Raw genomic sequence first — 13,465 nt, 5'->3', positions numbered from 1 at the left:
TCAATCGGCGCAGGCCTTGCCGCCTGCGGAAATGTCTCGGTCCTTCATCAGCAGGTGGAATCCAAAGTCCTTGGCCTGCATACAGGTGGTGTCCCAGTCCAGCCCTGCCTCCGTATATTCCACCACAAGGACATCCTTTCCGGCGTCCAGATATGGCTGGGTTTCCTCACAAAAGTCGTATTCAAAGCATTGTTCGAGCAGCAGGAAATCCATCTTATCGACCAAATCCGGTATCAGCTCCGGCGCATTTTTCTGGGCAATGGTAAGCCCCTTGCTATGGGCATAATCGGCAAGAGCGCTGGTATAGGTCAGGCTGTCGGCCTTGGTAATGCCGAACCCGTTTTCATTTTCGAACAGGTCAATATTGTCAGGCTCCACCCCGACGAACCCCATTTCGGCACAACGGTCGATACGCGCCTTCATGACGGTCATCACCTCGGGACTGCGTATGTCGACATAGACTTCATCGGGCCAATCGCCCAAAGGTTTGCCGACCACATGGGCCGGAAAATCGGCGGCATCTTCGCGGTAGTTCTCACGTGTGCCAACACTGATGTAGCATACCGGTTGCGTGTCGCGGGACTTCAGCTGCGCTATCTGCTCTGGTGTCACAGCATCCATGTCGGTGATCAGGAGAGACACCCGCACGGTCAGATCCAGCGGCTCGGTCAATTGCCAATCCCAATGCGCGGGTTGCTCCCCGCCGATGATAAATACCGCCATGGGTACAGTGAGAAACATCGAGAGATTGGCCATCGCTCTACTTCCTCCGGATCGCGAAGGAGGTTCGCCGCGCACCCGATCCGCGCATCACCACCATGTCGATCAGAACCGCATTTTTGTCGATGGAATAGACGGCGCGGCGGATTTCGTTGGTCAAACCGGGATTCTTGGCTTTCGGGTCAAGCTCCGTTTTAGAGCGCCAGACGCCGTCCTGCTCGGTGGTCTCGGAGACCAGAGCGGCAACGCGACCGGACCGGTCAATTGCCTTGTAACGACAGGTGCCGAGGACCGCGAAACAGTCATGTGGCGCGTATCTGGTGACGTCGGATGTGATGTTGGAGCGGGATGATCGAAACCTGTTATCCGTGGTCAGCCCCACGGGAATAAACAACTGGTTGCCCCGCGCCCGCACGGTGGTTTTGCCCAAGGCTTCCGCGATGACGGCGGCCACCTGTTCAAGGTTTTCCGCCGCAGGCAAGGTCAACACCATCTGTCCGTTATAGGTGTAGCGATTGCCACTGCGTTTGCGCGATGTGATGGACATGGTTGCAGGGACAGGTGCGCCGTCATTTGTCAGGATAAAGTTGTAGGTCGCCCCGGAAGGCGGGCGGATTGCGTCCAGATCAGCCTCCGCCCCAAGACCGGGGCGGATTGACACCGACCCTTGCGGCGCAGCACAGCCCGCAAGCGCGAGACCTACCAGCACAACAAGGGATTTATAGTGCTTCACCCGACGATCTCCGCTGTTTCGACGACCGCGTGGAACAGGACGTTCGTGCCAGCTTCTGCCCATTCGGGGCTAATCTCCTCGGCCTCGTTGTGACTTAACCCGTCCACGCATGGGCACATCACCATCGCGGTCGGGGCGACGCGGTTTATCCAGCATGCGTCATGCCCCGCGCCGGAGATCAGGTTCATATGCGAGTATCCCAGCCGCTCCGCCGCGGTTCGAACTGCGGCGACGCAGCCTTCGTCAAAGGTCACAGGGTCGAAGCCGCCAACCTTCTCTAACTTGATCCCCAGCCCCATTTCGTCGCAAATCACCTGCGCACCGGTGGTCAATCGTCGCTCCATATCCTTGATCACCATCAGATCCGGCGAGCGGAAATCAACGGTGAACACCACCTTGCCCGGGATCACATTGCGCGAGTTCGGGTAGACGTCGATATGCCCCGCTGCGCCGACGGCATGCGGCGCGTGCGACCATGCGATCTCGTCCACCAGTTCCAGCACCTTCGCCATGCCCAGCCCTGCGTTTTTACGCATCGGCATCGGCGTTGAGCCGGTGTGGCTGTCCTTGCCGGTGATTGTGATTTGCGTCCAGCTGAGACCTTGACCGTGGGTGACCACACCAATTTCTTTGTTTTCAGCTTCTAGAATAGGGCCTTGCTCAATGTGCAATTCAAAGAAGGCGTGCATCTTGCGAGCGCCCACCTCTTCGTCGCCACGCCAACCAATGCGCTGCAACTCGTCGCCGAATTTCTTGCCGTCGGCATCCTCGCGCTCATAAGCCCAATCTTGCGTGTGAATGCCTGCAAATACCCCTGAAGACAGCATGGCAGGCGCGTAACGTGTGCCTTCTTCATTGGTGAAATTGGTGACGATGATCGGGTGTTTGGTCTTGATATTCAGGTCGTTCAACGTGCGCAGGATTTCCAAACCGCCCAAGACGCCCAGCACCCCGTCATACTTGCCACCTGTTGGCTGAGTATCGAGGTGAGAACCCACATAGACCGGCAGTGCGTCAGGGTCCGTCCCTTCGCGTCGCGCGAACATGTTGCCCATTTGGTCAAGACCCATGGTGCAGCCCGCGGCCTCGCACCAGCTTTGGAACAAGGCGCGCCCTTCGCCATCCTCATCGGTCAAGGTCTGGCGGTTGTTGCCGCCCGCGACGCCGGGGCCAATCTTGGCCATCTCCATCAGGCTGTCCCACAGCCGAGCGCCGTCAATCTTCAAGTTTTCGCCAGGTGCTGCCATTTGAATGTCCCCCAGTATTTGACCAGTCGGTCAAAGGAAGGCTACCAGTGGTCTAGGGGCTGTCAAGGATTCCCCTTGGAAAATCCACCGCCCAACGCGGCAAATGCGAACGAAAGAGGCATTTCTTCATGCCAGACGGACAAGACGCCAAGCGCCCGCGCACGCGCATCCAACAACGCAACCGCGACCTGATTTTAGGGGCCGCGTTGGAGGTGTTCTCGACTCACGGGTTTCGCGGTGCGACTCTGGACCAGATTGCCACCGAGGCGGGGCTCTCGAAGCCCAACCTTTTGTACTATTTCCCGTCAAAGGAAGCCATCCACAACGAATTGCTGTCCGGTCTTATGGACACATGGCTTGACCCGATGCGCGCGTTGGAGTCCAGCGGTGAGCCCATCGCCGAATTGCTGGCTTACGTTGACCGCAAGCTGGAAATGAGCCGCCTTTATCCGCGTGAAAGCCGGCTGTTTGCCAACGAGATCGTGCAAGGCGCCCCGCGCATTCTTGAGGCGCTGAAAGGCGATCTAAAAGAACTGGTTGATGAGAAAGTCGCGGTGATCCGCGACTGGACAAATCAGGGCAAGATTGCCGATGTGCATCCCTACCATCTGATTTTCTCGATCTGGTCTTTGACCCAGCATTATGCCGATTTTGACGTGCAAGTGCGCGCTGTGTTGGGGGAAGAGGAGCCGTTTGACGCGGCCCCCGCCTATCTTCGCGAAATCTTCCTTAAGATACTGACCCCATAAGGCTATTCAGCAGCGCAGGCTCCGGGATTGTTCGGGTGCGTCGTCCAGTTGGCGTATTCTTTTTCGACCACTTTACCGGTCCGTGGGTCGACTTCGCCGGGGGCCATTTGCACCATCGTGATACAATCTTCCACGGGGCAAACATCCACACACAGATTGCAAGCCACGCATTCCGCGTCGATCACTTCGAACACCCGATCCTCGGACATGGAAATCGCTTGGTGCGACGTGTCTTCACAGGCCGCATAGCAGCGACCGCATTTGATACAATCGTCCTGACTAATCTTGGCCTTGGCGATGTAATTCAAGTTCAGGTACTGCCAGTCAGTGACATTCGGCACGGCCATTCCGACAAAGTCCTGAATGGAGGTGTGGCCCTTCTCGTCCATCCAGTCGGACAGGCCGGAGATCATTTCCTGAACCACCTTGAACCCGTAGGTCATGGCGGCTGTGCACACCTGCACATTGCCGCAACCAAGGGCCATGAATTCCGCCGCATCGCGCCATGTGGTGACCCCGCCGATCCCAGAAATGGGAAGGCCGTGAGTTTCGGGATTGCGGGCAATTTCGGACACCATGGACATTGCAATCGGCTTCACCGCCGGACCGCAATAGCCGCCATGCGAGCCTTTGCCGTCAATGCTGGGCTCAGGGCTCATTGTGTCGAGATTCACCGCGGTAATCGAGTTGATCGTATTGATCAGCGACACCGCATCCGCCCCGCCCCGCATCGCAGCAGCCGCAGGTTTGCGCACATCTGTGATATTCGGGGTTAACTTTACGATCACCGGTTTGGAGTAGTACTGCTTGCACCAGCGGGTGACCATTTCGATGTATTCGGGCACTTGGCCAACTGCCGCCCCCATGCCGCGCTCCGACATGCCGTGCGGACAACCGAAGTTCAGCTCAATCCCGTCAGCGCCGGTCTCCTCGACCAATGGCAGGATGTCTTTCCACGCCTGCTCCTCGCAGGGCACCATCAGCGACACGATGATTGCGCGGTCAGGGTAATCGGCTTTGACGCGCTTGATTTCTTCGAGATTGGTCTGCAACGGGCGGTCGGTGATCAGCTCGATATTGTTAAGGCCAAGCAACCGGCGGTCGGCACCATAGATCGCGCCGTAGCGCGGGCCGTTGACGTTGACGACCGGCGGGCCTTCCATGCCCAGCGTTTTCCAGACGACGCCACCCCACCCCGCCTCGAAAGCACGGCGGACGTTGTATTCCTTGTCCGTGGGCGGCGCGGAGGCCAGCCAGAACGGGTTGGGGCTTTTGATACCCAGAAATTCTGTCGTGAGATCGGCCATATTACTTGCCTCCCATCAATGTGGAATGAATGTCTTCCGCCGCATCACGTCCTTCGGCCACCGCTGTCACGGTCAAATCGTCCCCGCCGGACGCACAGTCGCCACCGGCCCAGATACCCTTTACCGAGGTGCGTCCTGCCCCGGTCACCGCGATCTTGCGACCATCGAGTTTCAATGCCTCCGGTGCACCTTCCAACGTCTGGCCAATGGCTTTGAACAACTGGTCCGCTTTGATACGGAAGGTCTCACCGGTGCCTTTCAGCGTACCGTCCTTTGTCGTGGTGTACTCGAACTCCGCCTCGGCCACTGCGCCGTTGCCGTGAATTGCGACAGGTTGTGCGTTGGCGACGATGCGCACGCCTTTAGAGGTTGCCAAGTCTTGTTCGAACCGCGAGGCGCCCATCTGGTCCTGCCCGCGTCGATAAACGATGGTCACATTCTGCGCGCCCAGCAACTTGGATTGCACGGCGGCGTCGACGGCGGTCATCCCGCCCCCGATCACAACAACATCACGCCCAACAGGCAGCCCCGACAAGTCTGACGCCTGACGCAAATCAGCGATGAAAGAGACGGCGTCAGATACGCCCTCTCTCTCCTCGCCGGCGGCGCGCAGGGAGTTCACGCCGCTTAACCCGATGCCGATAAACACCGCGTCGTATTCGTTTTGTAATTCATCAAGGCTCAATTCTTGACCAAGCCTTTGCCCCGTCTCGACGGTGATCCCGCCGATCTTCAGAAGCCAGTCGACCTCTTGCGCCGCAAAACCGTCGGTCGATTTATAGGCCGCGATCCCGAACTCGTTCAGACCGCCCGCTTTTGCGCGCGCATCGAACAGCACAACATCATGGCCGTGCATCGCCAGCCTGTGCGCACAAGACAGACCCGACGGCCCTGCCCCGACGACCGCGACGCTTTTTCCGGTCGACTTCGCGCGGGTGAAGGGATGCTTGCCTGCCCGCATCAGCGTGTCCGTGGCGAAGCGTTGAAGGCGGCCAATCTCGACGGGCTTGCCCTCCGCCGCTTCGCGAACGCAGGCTTCCTCGCACAAGGTCTCGGTCGGGCACACGCGGGCGCACATACCGCCGAGGATGTTCTGGCTCAGGATTGTCTTGGCCGCAGCCTCCGGCGTGCCGGTCTGGATCTGCCGCAGGAACAAAGGAATGTCGATATCCGTGGGGCATGCCGTGATGCACGGCGCATCGTGGCAAAAGTAGCAACGATCCGCGGCAACGGCGGCCTCGTGCGGCGCATAGGCCGGATGCAGATCGTCGAAATTTTGCGAAAGAGTCTCGGCACTCAGTCGGCCGGACGTGATACCGGGTGTCAGGGGCGTGGCGTCGGGCATGGTCTCTCCGGGCTGCGTCAACTTGCCCATTCAGAGTGCCACAGTTAAAAATTTTATCAACTGGTAAAATTTCGACATGGCGAAATTCTACAAGTCGAAGCCCTTGCCCGGCCCGCAATCCAGCCGCCAGCAATAGTCCGGCCCATCCTGCGGGAACAGCGTCGTCACCAGCGGATCATGGCCCGGTATTATCAGGGAGCGTTCGGACGCCAGCTTATGTAATCGCGTGAAGCCATCGAGCATGTTTTGCAGATCAACAACGATCGGGAATGGCTTCTTTTCAAATACATTTTCGTAGTAATGCGCCGCATCAGACGCAAGGCACAACCACCCTGCCTCTGTGCGCACCCTGACCGCTTGCAGGCCGCGCGAATGGCCGCCCAAACAATGCACCGTGACCCCTTCCGCGACCTCTCCGTCCCCGTCGTGAAAGACGCAGAGCCCTTGATAGACGCGCTTGACCGCTTCGCAGACGTGATCCGCCGTAAACGGCATTTTCAGCGTATCGTGGCACATGCAGGGGCCAGTGGCGTAGGCCATTTCCGCCTCTTGCAGGTGAATTGTCGCGTTGGGGAACAGGTGCAAGCCGCCGGCATGGTCATAATGCAGATGGGTCACGACGAGTTGGGTGATGTCCTCTGCCCTCAACCCTATCCCTGCCAGCGCCTCGCGCGGATCACGCAAGATGGGACGGTCGCGGAGCGCGGCTTCACCGGCATCGTATCCGGTGTCGACAAGGATCACCTCTGCCCCGCGCCGCAACACCCAGATGAAGTAGTCCATCGCATGAGGCGCATCATGGTTGTCGTCAAAGATAAAGCTGTCTGCCCGCGTCCGGCTGTTCCGGTCCGCGTATTTGAGGGCATGGACCTGCCACTCGGTCATTGGTGAACTTCCTTGAAGAAGCGAACGTTTTTGTCTTTCACCATCCCCTTGGTCGTCGACTGGAGCGTGGCATAATGCGCGGTTTTGGTGTGGGCATCGAACGCCGCCTCGTCGTCATAAATCTCGTAAAGGAAGATTTCGTAAGGACGCTCGGGGTCCATACATACATCGAACTGCCTGCATCCCGGTTCGGTCGACAAGGAGGCTTTCGCGTTGATCAGCATAGCCGCCTTGAAGGCATCAAGGTCGGCAGGAACGATATCGAAGGTCACGGCGAGGGCAAACATGGGATAGTCCTTGGATTGTTGCATACGTTAACGTATACGTTATTAAGGGTCGAAACGTCCATTCATAAAGCCGGATACAACGAACAATGACAAAGACTTTCAAGATTGCGGTTTTCAACGGCGACGGCATCGGGCCAGAAATCATGCAACCGACCGTCGACCTGCTGGCAGACATCGCGAAAACATCGCAGACCTATGGCCTTGTTTTTGATGCCGTGCCGGCCGGTGCCGCTCATTATGCAGAGCATGGCGAAAGCTTGCCCGCCAGCTCTTTGGCGACCGCACGCACCGCCGACGCGATCTTGCTATCCGCGATGGGGCTTCCCTCCGTGCGCTACCCTGATGGCACCGAAATTTCCCCGCAGATTGAAATCCGCAAGGAGTTGCAGTTGTATGCAGGCGTGCGCCCTGTGCGCATCGTCCCCGGTCAACCCACGCCGCTGGCATTCAACGGCGGGCGAGCGGTGGACTTCGTTCTGATCCGCGAGAGCACCGAAGGCCTGTTCCATTCCCAAGGCACCCGCGATGTGCGCAATGACGCCGCCGCGTATGAGACGCTGAAGATCACCCGCGCGACCTCCGAGAAACTGTTCCGCTTTGCCTTCTCGTTGGCGAAAGCGCGCAAGGCGGCGGGGCGTGGCAGCGGTCGCGTCACCTGCGTGGACAAGGCGAATGTCTTCGCGGCCTTCGCCTTCTTTCGCAAGATTTTCGACGAAGAGGCCGCACGCCACCCCGACCTGACATCAGATCACGCCTATGTCGACGCGACGGCCCTGTGGATGGTCGAAAAGCCATGGGTCTTCGACGTTATGGTCACCGAGAACATGTTCGGCGACATTCTGTCAGACCTTGGCGCAGGTCTTATGGGCGGCTTGGGGCTGGCCCCGTCCGCGGATATCGGCGACGATCATGCGGTTTTCCAGCCGTGCCACGGCTCCGCCCCCGACATTGCGGGGCAAGGGATTGCCAACCCGTTCGCGATGATCCTTTCGGCCGCGATGATGCTCGACTGGTTGGGCGAAACCCATGGCAACACAGAAATGGCCGCCGACGGGATACGGCTGCGCGAGGCGGTGGAGGCCGCAATCGCGGACCGCGAAGGTGTGACGCGCGATCTTGGCGGTACCGCAACCACGGCAGAGGCCGCAGCCGCGATTGCTGCGCGCTTGGCATGAAGGTTGCGTGTCTTGGCGCGGGCTACTTCGCGCAGTTCCACTATGATGCTTGGCGACGCCTTTCAGGTGTCGAGCTTGTGGGCGCGTGCGATCACAACTTTGCCAAAGCCGAAGGCACTGGCGCACCTGCATTCACCGAATTAAGCGCGATGCTGGATGCGGTGCGACCCGATGTTCTGGATATCATTACACCGCCCCCCAGCCACGCCAGCGCGGTCGCAGCGGGGATTGCAGCTGGAGTGCAGGCCATCATTTGCCAGAAACCGTTTTGCTCCTCCTTTGAGGAGGCGCGTCAGGTGACGGAACTGGCAGCTTCGGCAGGCATCCCCGTCATTATTCATGAAAACTTCCGCTTCCAACCTTGGTACCGCAGCGCCAAAAAGCTCATGGACGACGGCGATATTGGAACGCCATTGCAGCTAACATTCCGGCTGCGCACAGGGGACGGACAAGGGCCGGATGCCTATCAGGACCGACAGCCATATTTTCAAACCATGCCGCGCCTGCTGGTTCATGAAACGGCGGTGCATTGGGTGGATACATTCCGGTTCCTGTTTGGCCGCCCCACCGCAGTTTACGCCGACCTGCGTCGATTGAACCCTACGATATCCGGCGAAGATGCGGGGCACATTCTGTTCGAGTTCCCTGAAGGCCGCCGCGCCCTGTTCGACGGCAACCGGTTGTTGGACCACGCTGCCGAAAACCACCGGATGACCTTGGGTGAAGGATTGTTTGAAGGGACCGAAGGTACGCTCTCGCTGACAGGTGACGGAGCTTTGCATCTGCGCCGCTTTGGCGAGGTGAGGACCGACACTATCCTTCCTGCCCGCGAATGGTCCGGTTTTGGCGGGGATTGCGTGTTGGCGTTGCAGCGGCATGTTCTAGAAGGACTTACGAACCGGCAGCCCTTTGAAAATGTGGCGGCGGACTATCTGTTTGTGCGCGAGGTTGAGGAAGCGATTTATCGCTCCTCCGAAACCGGCACGCGTGTGGAGATTTAGACATGGGGCAATCACAAACCGAACAGGCACTCTCCCGCTTGCGGGAGATGGTCTTCAGTGGAGAACTTGCCGCCGGATCAAACCACTTTGAGGCTGATCTGGCGGACAGGCTGGGCATGTCCAGAACACCCGTCCGGGAGGCAGCGTTGACGATGAAAGCGCAAGGATTGGTGGATGTGCAACCCCGACGTGGCGTCCGTATATGTCCGATCTCAGCCGAGGATATGGCCGATATTTATGACGTTTTGTGCGAGCTGGAAAGTCTCGCTGCCGCCCGCGCTGCGGAGCGTGGTTATACCGCTGACGATCTACAGATCGCGCAAAACTGCATTGATACTATGGACGCGGCGCTGACGGATAACGACCGCACCGCTTGGGCAGAGGCTGATGACAGGTTTCACACGGAATTGGTGCGGTTGGGGGGCAATGCGCGGGTGATCGAAATCGTCGCGCGCTATACCGACCAGGTTCGACGGGCGCGGATGATGACGCTGCCGCTGCGCCCGCTGCCGGTTAAGTCCAACGCAGACCACCGCGCGGTGCTCGACGCGATCCAGATCGGTGATGCTGCGCGCGCAAGAGACCTGCACCGCGCGCACCGCTACGCAGCACGAACGCTGCTGACCGGACTCATCCGTGATCTGGGGTTGCACCGGCTATAACGCGGTATGGTTGGCCCGCATTTGAGTGCAGCCCGACCCGCTCATTCGCTGTTCAGGTTGTTGGGATCGAACACATTGCCAAACGCACCCGTTCCGGAGCTTGGTGCAGGGTCTGACGCCGGAGCTTCCTCTTCGGACAGATTGCCCGGCGCGAACACGTTGCCAAAGGCACCGCTGTTCTGCGGTGCGTTCGCCGGAGCCTGCGCTGGTTGCTTGGCTTCTTCGGCCGCCCTCGCCTCGTCTTTGATACGACGCGCTTCGCGAAGCTCTTTGATCCGCTGCTGGATTTCAACCTGCTTGGCCTCACGCACCTGAATTTTGCACGCCTCAGGGCTATATTTCTGCGCGGTGCCAACAAGGACGATCACCACGAAGGCGAGCAAAACCAAAACAATCGCAGCAGGGTTACCTGTCATGAAGCCGGGCAGCACACCAGATTTCTCAGCTGATGCCTTACCTTTCCGGACAGCCAGTTTGCGTTCTTTGTTGCGGTTGGCCGCCTCGAAAGCCAGCGCGGCAAAGATCGTTAGCACAATGATGATAAACGCCAGTGACGAGATCGACGGGTTGATCCCCAATCGCACCTTTTGCGCCAGCACGGTGGTCAGGGTCTTGTAGTCGATGATGGTGAAGGTGGTGGTGTTGTAGTTCTCGAACGACGCGAGGAACGCCAGCACGGAGGCCGACGCGATGGCCGGACGCATGAAAGGCAGCAGGATTTTGCGGAATGCTTGGGTGTGGGTCGCGCCCAAGTCCAACGCGGCTTCGGTCAGGCCGGTGTCAAAGCGTTGCAGGCGAGCGACGAACACCAACATCGCATAGGACGCGATGAAGGAGGATTGGCCAAGGATGGTCAGGAATATCCCGTTGTGGAACAGCCCGTGCAGGAACGACCCGTCCGTTGCACCAAGGAAGGCCCCTGCCCGATCCCAAAACACCAGCGTCGAGATGCCCAGCACCACGCCGGGAATAAGGATCGGTGCAATGATCATCGTATAGTAGGTCGAGCGTAATTTGGGCCACACTTGCGTCAATACGATTGACGCTGCCAGCCCCATAGAGACCGACAGGATGACCGTGCCGATGCCGATGACGATGCTGTAGTAGATGCCGTCGCGGATGTGCTTGTCGTTGAACAGGACGTCGAACCACTCATACGAGAAGCAGGCCCATGGCGACACGGTCGGGAAGCTGGAGGAGTTGAAGGCCGTGAGGCTCATCACCACAAGCGGGCCCAGAAGGTAGCTAAAGAAGATCAGAAGATAGGCACCAAGGGCGATGCGGATAAGGTTGGCGGAACTCATTTGCCAATGTCCCCCATGTTGACCTTAAATATCTTCATCACCGTCAAAACGATGATGATCGTGGAGGCCAACAAGACGATCGCGTAAGCCGCACCCTGCTGCCAGTTCAGCGAGTCGTTGAACCACTGATAGACCAGCTGCGTGAACCAAAGACTGCTTGGCCCGCCCAAAATTTGCGGTGCGGCCAACGCACCCGCAGACAACATAAACACCATCGTCGCGCCGGACACGATGCCGGGTTTTGCGTGCGGGATAACGATACGGCGGTGAATGCGCATCCAGCTGGCTCCCATGTCGCGCGCCGCCTCGATCTGGTTGCGATCAAGGCTTTCGATGACGTTATACATCGGGAACAGCATCAACAGGATGTAGGCATAACCAAGCCCCGCATAGAGGGCGATATCTTGGCGAATGAAGTCGATCGGCTCGCTGGTCAGGTGCAGGAACATGAGCGCTTCGTTCAGCAACCCGCTGTCTCCGAAGATAATTCTAAGCGCGAAGGCCCGTAGGATTTCGTTGATCCAGTACGGGATGATCAGCAGCACAACCAGCAGACGCACAAAGCCGGAGCCTTTGGATTGCCCTAGGAAATACGCCAACGGGTAGCACAGGAAAATGTTGAAGATGGTGACCAGCATCGCCGCAATAATCGTGCGCACGAACACTTTAAGATCGACTGTGTTGTAGGTCTGATGCGTCGTATCCGAGCCGTAGATCAGATGTTGATAATTGCTTAGCGTGTAGACATCTTTCGGGCCGCCCACCTCGGCGGGTGGCAGGTTGAAGCGGAAGGAGTAATCCAGCATCGACAGCTGCGGCAGGATGATCAGGAAGATCAGCCAGAAGGACACTAGCCCGATCAGCAGGCAGCCCATGACAACGCCGTTGTTTTTGAAGAAGTCGGAGAAGATCATTTTCTTTTTCATCGACGTCTACTCCGACGCCAGTTCGCCCGCGGGCATCGTGACGGCGTTCGACGCATCGTAGCGCAGCGACAGGTTCTCGCCCCGCACCGAGATGCGATCCTGCCCCAGATTGGGAACAGACATCTTGATCTGCTTGCCACCATCGCCTTCTAGGAAGACGCTAAACGAATTGCCCTCGAACTCTTCGTTGATCACATTGGCTGAAATCGTGGTTTTGCTGTCCGCGTCGCGTGGAGCAAGCTCAAGCGCCTCGGGTCGGATGAACATCATTGCGTCGTCACCCACGGCCAGTTTGCCAACCTGAGCGGGTGTAATTCTTGTGAGAAGATCGCCGGAGCGGTTCGTGGTGATCACCGCCTCATTGCCGCTGACAGATTTAACCTTGCCACGGAAGACATTGTTTTCACCGACAAAAGAAGCCACAAACGGAGTCGCGGGATCGTCGTAAATATTGTGACCGGTGTCGATCTGGTCGATCACCCCCGCCTTCATGACGGCCACGTTGTCGGACATGGTCAAGGCCTCGCCCTGATCGTGGGTGATGTAGATAAAGGTGATCCCAACCCGCTGCTGGATTTCACGCAATTCGGTCCGCATGTGTTGGCGCAGCTTCAAATCAAGCGCTGAAAGCGGCTCGTCCAAGAGCAGCACATCAGGGTTCGCACAGAGCGCCCGTGCGATGGCGACGCGTTGCTTTTGGCCGCCGGACAGCTCGCTTGGCAGCTTGTCGCCTTGACCGCCCAAGGCGATCATATCGAGCAGTTCGTCGGCGCGTTTGCGGCGCTCGGCAGCGCTGGCGCCCGCGACCTCCATGGAAAACGCGATGTTCTCCCAAACCTTCATCAACGGAAAAAGTGCGAGATTTTGGAAGATCAACGCGGTCGGGCGTTTGTTCGGGCCGATCCCTGCCATGTCGTTGCCACCAATCAACACACGACCTTCGCTTGGCTCCAGGAAGCCGGACACAGCGCGCAAGATCGTCGTTTTCCCGCAGCCCGATGGCCCAAGGAAAGAAAAGAAATCGCCGCCGTTGATATTCACATTTGCATCTTTTACGGCCGTAAAGTCGCCGAACCTGATCGTGATGTTCTCAAGATCAACCGCTACACCAGAACTCATGTAGT

Annotated in this window: 14 protein-coding genes; 4 read left to right on the top strand and 10 right to left on the bottom strand. The window is 58.4% G+C overall.

Features of this window, described 5'->3' with window-relative positions; genetic code table 11:
• The 3 genes from BUB72_RS03770 to BUB72_RS03760 are packed head-to-tail and all read right to left on the bottom strand — an operon-like array spanning position 1 to position 2,700.
• A complete protein-coding gene (locus BUB72_RS03770; protein ID WP_073140864.1) occupies positions 1 to 756 on the bottom strand; it encodes an endo alpha-1,4 polygalactosaminidase in 756 nt (251 codons plus the stop codon).
• Between the two features lie 4 nt (positions 757 to 760).
• Complete coding sequence (locus BUB72_RS03765) at positions 761 to 1,453, bottom strand: hypothetical protein (RefSeq protein ID WP_073140861.1); 693 nt, start codon at positions 1,451 to 1,453, stop codon at positions 761 to 763.
• A complete protein-coding gene (locus BUB72_RS03760) occupies positions 1,450 to 2,700 on the bottom strand; it encodes a Zn-dependent hydrolase (RefSeq protein ID WP_073140859.1) in 1,251 nt (416 codons plus the stop codon). The genes BUB72_RS03765 and BUB72_RS03760 overlap by 4 nt, the downstream gene beginning before the upstream one ends.
• Positions 2,701 to 2,828: 128 nt before the next feature.
• On the opposite strand from BUB72_RS03760, the gene BUB72_RS03755 reads away from it, so the two are divergent.
• The gene (locus BUB72_RS03755) at positions 2,829 to 3,449 is read left to right on the top strand and encodes a TetR family transcriptional regulator C-terminal domain-containing protein (RefSeq protein ID WP_073140858.1); all 621 of its coding nucleotides are present in this window, start codon (positions 2,829 to 2,831) and stop codon (positions 3,447 to 3,449) included.
• Positions 3,450 to 3,451: 2 nt separating this feature from the next.
• Here BUB72_RS03755 and preA read toward each other — a convergent pair whose 3' ends face one another.
• The 4 genes from preA to BUB72_RS03735 are packed head-to-tail and all read right to left on the bottom strand — an operon-like array spanning position 3,452 to position 7,273.
• The gene (gene preA / locus BUB72_RS03750) at positions 3,452 to 4,756 is read right to left on the bottom strand and encodes an NAD-dependent dihydropyrimidine dehydrogenase subunit PreA (protein ID WP_073140856.1); all 1,305 of its coding nucleotides are present in this window, start codon (positions 4,754 to 4,756) and stop codon (positions 3,452 to 3,454) included.
• 1 nt (position 4,757) lies between these two features.
• Positions 4,758 to 6,131 carry an NAD(P)-dependent oxidoreductase gene (locus tag BUB72_RS03745; protein WP_245814715.1) on the bottom strand — a complete coding sequence of 458 codons (1,374 nt, stop codon included), beginning with the start codon at positions 6,129 to 6,131 and terminating at the stop codon, positions 4,758 to 4,760.
• 57 nt (positions 6,132 to 6,188) lie between these two features.
• Positions 6,189 to 6,986 (bottom strand): N-acyl homoserine lactonase family protein, encoded by a 798-nt coding sequence (locus tag BUB72_RS03740; protein ID WP_073140854.1) that lies wholly within the window; start codon positions 6,984 to 6,986, stop codon positions 6,189 to 6,191.
• Positions 6,983 to 7,273 (bottom strand): putative quinol monooxygenase, encoded by a 291-nt coding sequence (locus BUB72_RS03735; RefSeq protein WP_073141668.1) that lies wholly within the window; start codon positions 7,271 to 7,273, stop codon positions 6,983 to 6,985. The genes BUB72_RS03740 and BUB72_RS03735 overlap by 4 nt, the downstream gene beginning before the upstream one ends.
• An 86-nt stretch (positions 7,274 to 7,359) precedes the next feature.
• Here BUB72_RS03735 and BUB72_RS03730 point away from each other — a divergent pair, with 86 nt between their 5' ends.
• Genes BUB72_RS03730 through BUB72_RS03720 form a run of 3 tightly spaced genes read left to right on the top strand, consistent with a single transcriptional unit; the run spans position 7,360 to position 10,111 of the window.
• The gene (locus tag BUB72_RS03730) at positions 7,360 to 8,448 is read left to right on the top strand and encodes an isocitrate/isopropylmalate dehydrogenase family protein (protein WP_073140851.1); all 1,089 of its coding nucleotides are present in this window, start codon (positions 7,360 to 7,362) and stop codon (positions 8,446 to 8,448) included.
• On the top strand, positions 8,445 to 9,449 hold the full coding sequence (locus BUB72_RS03725; protein ID WP_073140849.1) for a Gfo/Idh/MocA family protein: 1,005 nt from the start codon (positions 8,445 to 8,447) through the stop codon (positions 9,447 to 9,449). Before BUB72_RS03730 ends, BUB72_RS03725 begins: the two co-directional genes overlap by 4 nt.
• A gap of 2 nt (positions 9,450 to 9,451) precedes the next feature.
• A complete protein-coding gene (locus tag BUB72_RS03720; RefSeq protein WP_073140846.1) occupies positions 9,452 to 10,111 on the top strand; it encodes a GntR family transcriptional regulator in 660 nt (219 codons plus the stop codon).
• A 41-nt stretch (positions 10,112 to 10,152) separates the two neighbouring features.
• Here the strand turns inward: BUB72_RS03720 and BUB72_RS03715 are convergent, their stop codons facing one another.
• The 3 genes from BUB72_RS03715 to BUB72_RS03705 are packed head-to-tail and all read right to left on the bottom strand — an operon-like array spanning position 10,153 to position 13,460.
• Positions 10,153 to 11,415: an ABC transporter permease gene (locus tag BUB72_RS03715; protein WP_073140843.1), complete on the bottom strand. Its 1,263-nt coding sequence runs from the start codon at positions 11,413 to 11,415 to the stop codon at positions 10,153 to 10,155.
• Positions 11,412 to 12,341, bottom strand: a complete 930-nt coding sequence (locus BUB72_RS03710) for an ABC transporter permease (protein ID WP_245814713.1) — start codon at positions 12,339 to 12,341, stop codon at positions 11,412 to 11,414. Before BUB72_RS03710 ends, BUB72_RS03715 begins: the two co-directional genes overlap by 4 nt.
• 6 nt (positions 12,342 to 12,347) lie before the next feature.
• Positions 12,348 to 13,460 carry an ABC transporter ATP-binding protein gene (locus tag BUB72_RS03705; protein WP_073140841.1) on the bottom strand — a complete coding sequence of 371 codons (1,113 nt, stop codon included), beginning with the start codon at positions 13,458 to 13,460 and terminating at the stop codon, positions 12,348 to 12,350.
• Positions 13,461 to 13,465 lie beyond the last annotated feature (5 nt).

The organism is Litoreibacter ascidiaceicola, assembly GCF_900129235.1.
GTDB lineage: Bacteria > Pseudomonadota > Alphaproteobacteria > Rhodobacterales > Rhodobacteraceae > Litoreibacter > Litoreibacter ascidiaceicola.
The sequence above is the reverse complement of the archived record's forward strand: the minus strand, read 5'-3'. Positions and strand labels throughout refer to the sequence as shown.

Coding starts and splice junctions, on each gene's coding strand:
- BUB72_RS03770 (WP_073140864.1), bottom strand. CDS start 756: ATGGCCAATCTCTCGATGTTTCTCACTGTACCCATGGCGGTATTTATC.
- BUB72_RS03760 (WP_073140859.1), bottom strand. CDS start 2,700: ATGGCAGCACCTGGCGAAAACTTGAAGATTGACGGCGCTCGGCTGTGG.
- BUB72_RS03755 (WP_073140858.1), top strand. CDS start 2,829: ATGCCAGACGGACAAGACGCCAAGCGCCCGCGCACGCGCATCCAACAA.
- preA (WP_073140856.1), bottom strand. CDS start 4,756: ATGGCCGATCTCACGACAGAATTTCTGGGTATCAAAAGCCCCAACCCG.
- BUB72_RS03745 (WP_245814715.1), bottom strand. CDS start 6,131: ATGGGCAAGTTGACGCAGCCCGGAGAGACCATGCCCGACGCCACGCCC.
- BUB72_RS03740 (WP_073140854.1), bottom strand. CDS start 6,986: ATGACCGAGTGGCAGGTCCATGCCCTCAAATACGCGGACCGGAACAGC.
- BUB72_RS03735 (WP_073141668.1), bottom strand. CDS start 7,273: ATGTTTGCCCTCGCCGTGACCTTCGATATCGTTCCTGCCGACCTTGAT.
- BUB72_RS03730 (WP_073140851.1), top strand. CDS start 7,360: ATGACAAAGACTTTCAAGATTGCGGTTTTCAACGGCGACGGCATCGGG.
- BUB72_RS03725 (WP_073140849.1), top strand. CDS start 8,445: ATGAAGGTTGCGTGTCTTGGCGCGGGCTACTTCGCGCAGTTCCACTAT.
- BUB72_RS03720 (WP_073140846.1), top strand. CDS start 9,452: ATGGGGCAATCACAAACCGAACAGGCACTCTCCCGCTTGCGGGAGATG.
- BUB72_RS03715 (WP_073140843.1), bottom strand. CDS start 11,415: ATGAGTTCCGCCAACCTTATCCGCATCGCCCTTGGTGCCTATCTTCTG.
- BUB72_RS03710 (WP_245814713.1), bottom strand. CDS start 12,341: ATGAAAAAGAAAATGATCTTCTCCGACTTCTTCAAAAACAACGGCGTT.
- BUB72_RS03705 (WP_073140841.1), bottom strand. CDS start 13,460: ATGAGTTCTGGTGTAGCGGTTGATCTTGAGAACATCACGATCAGGTTC.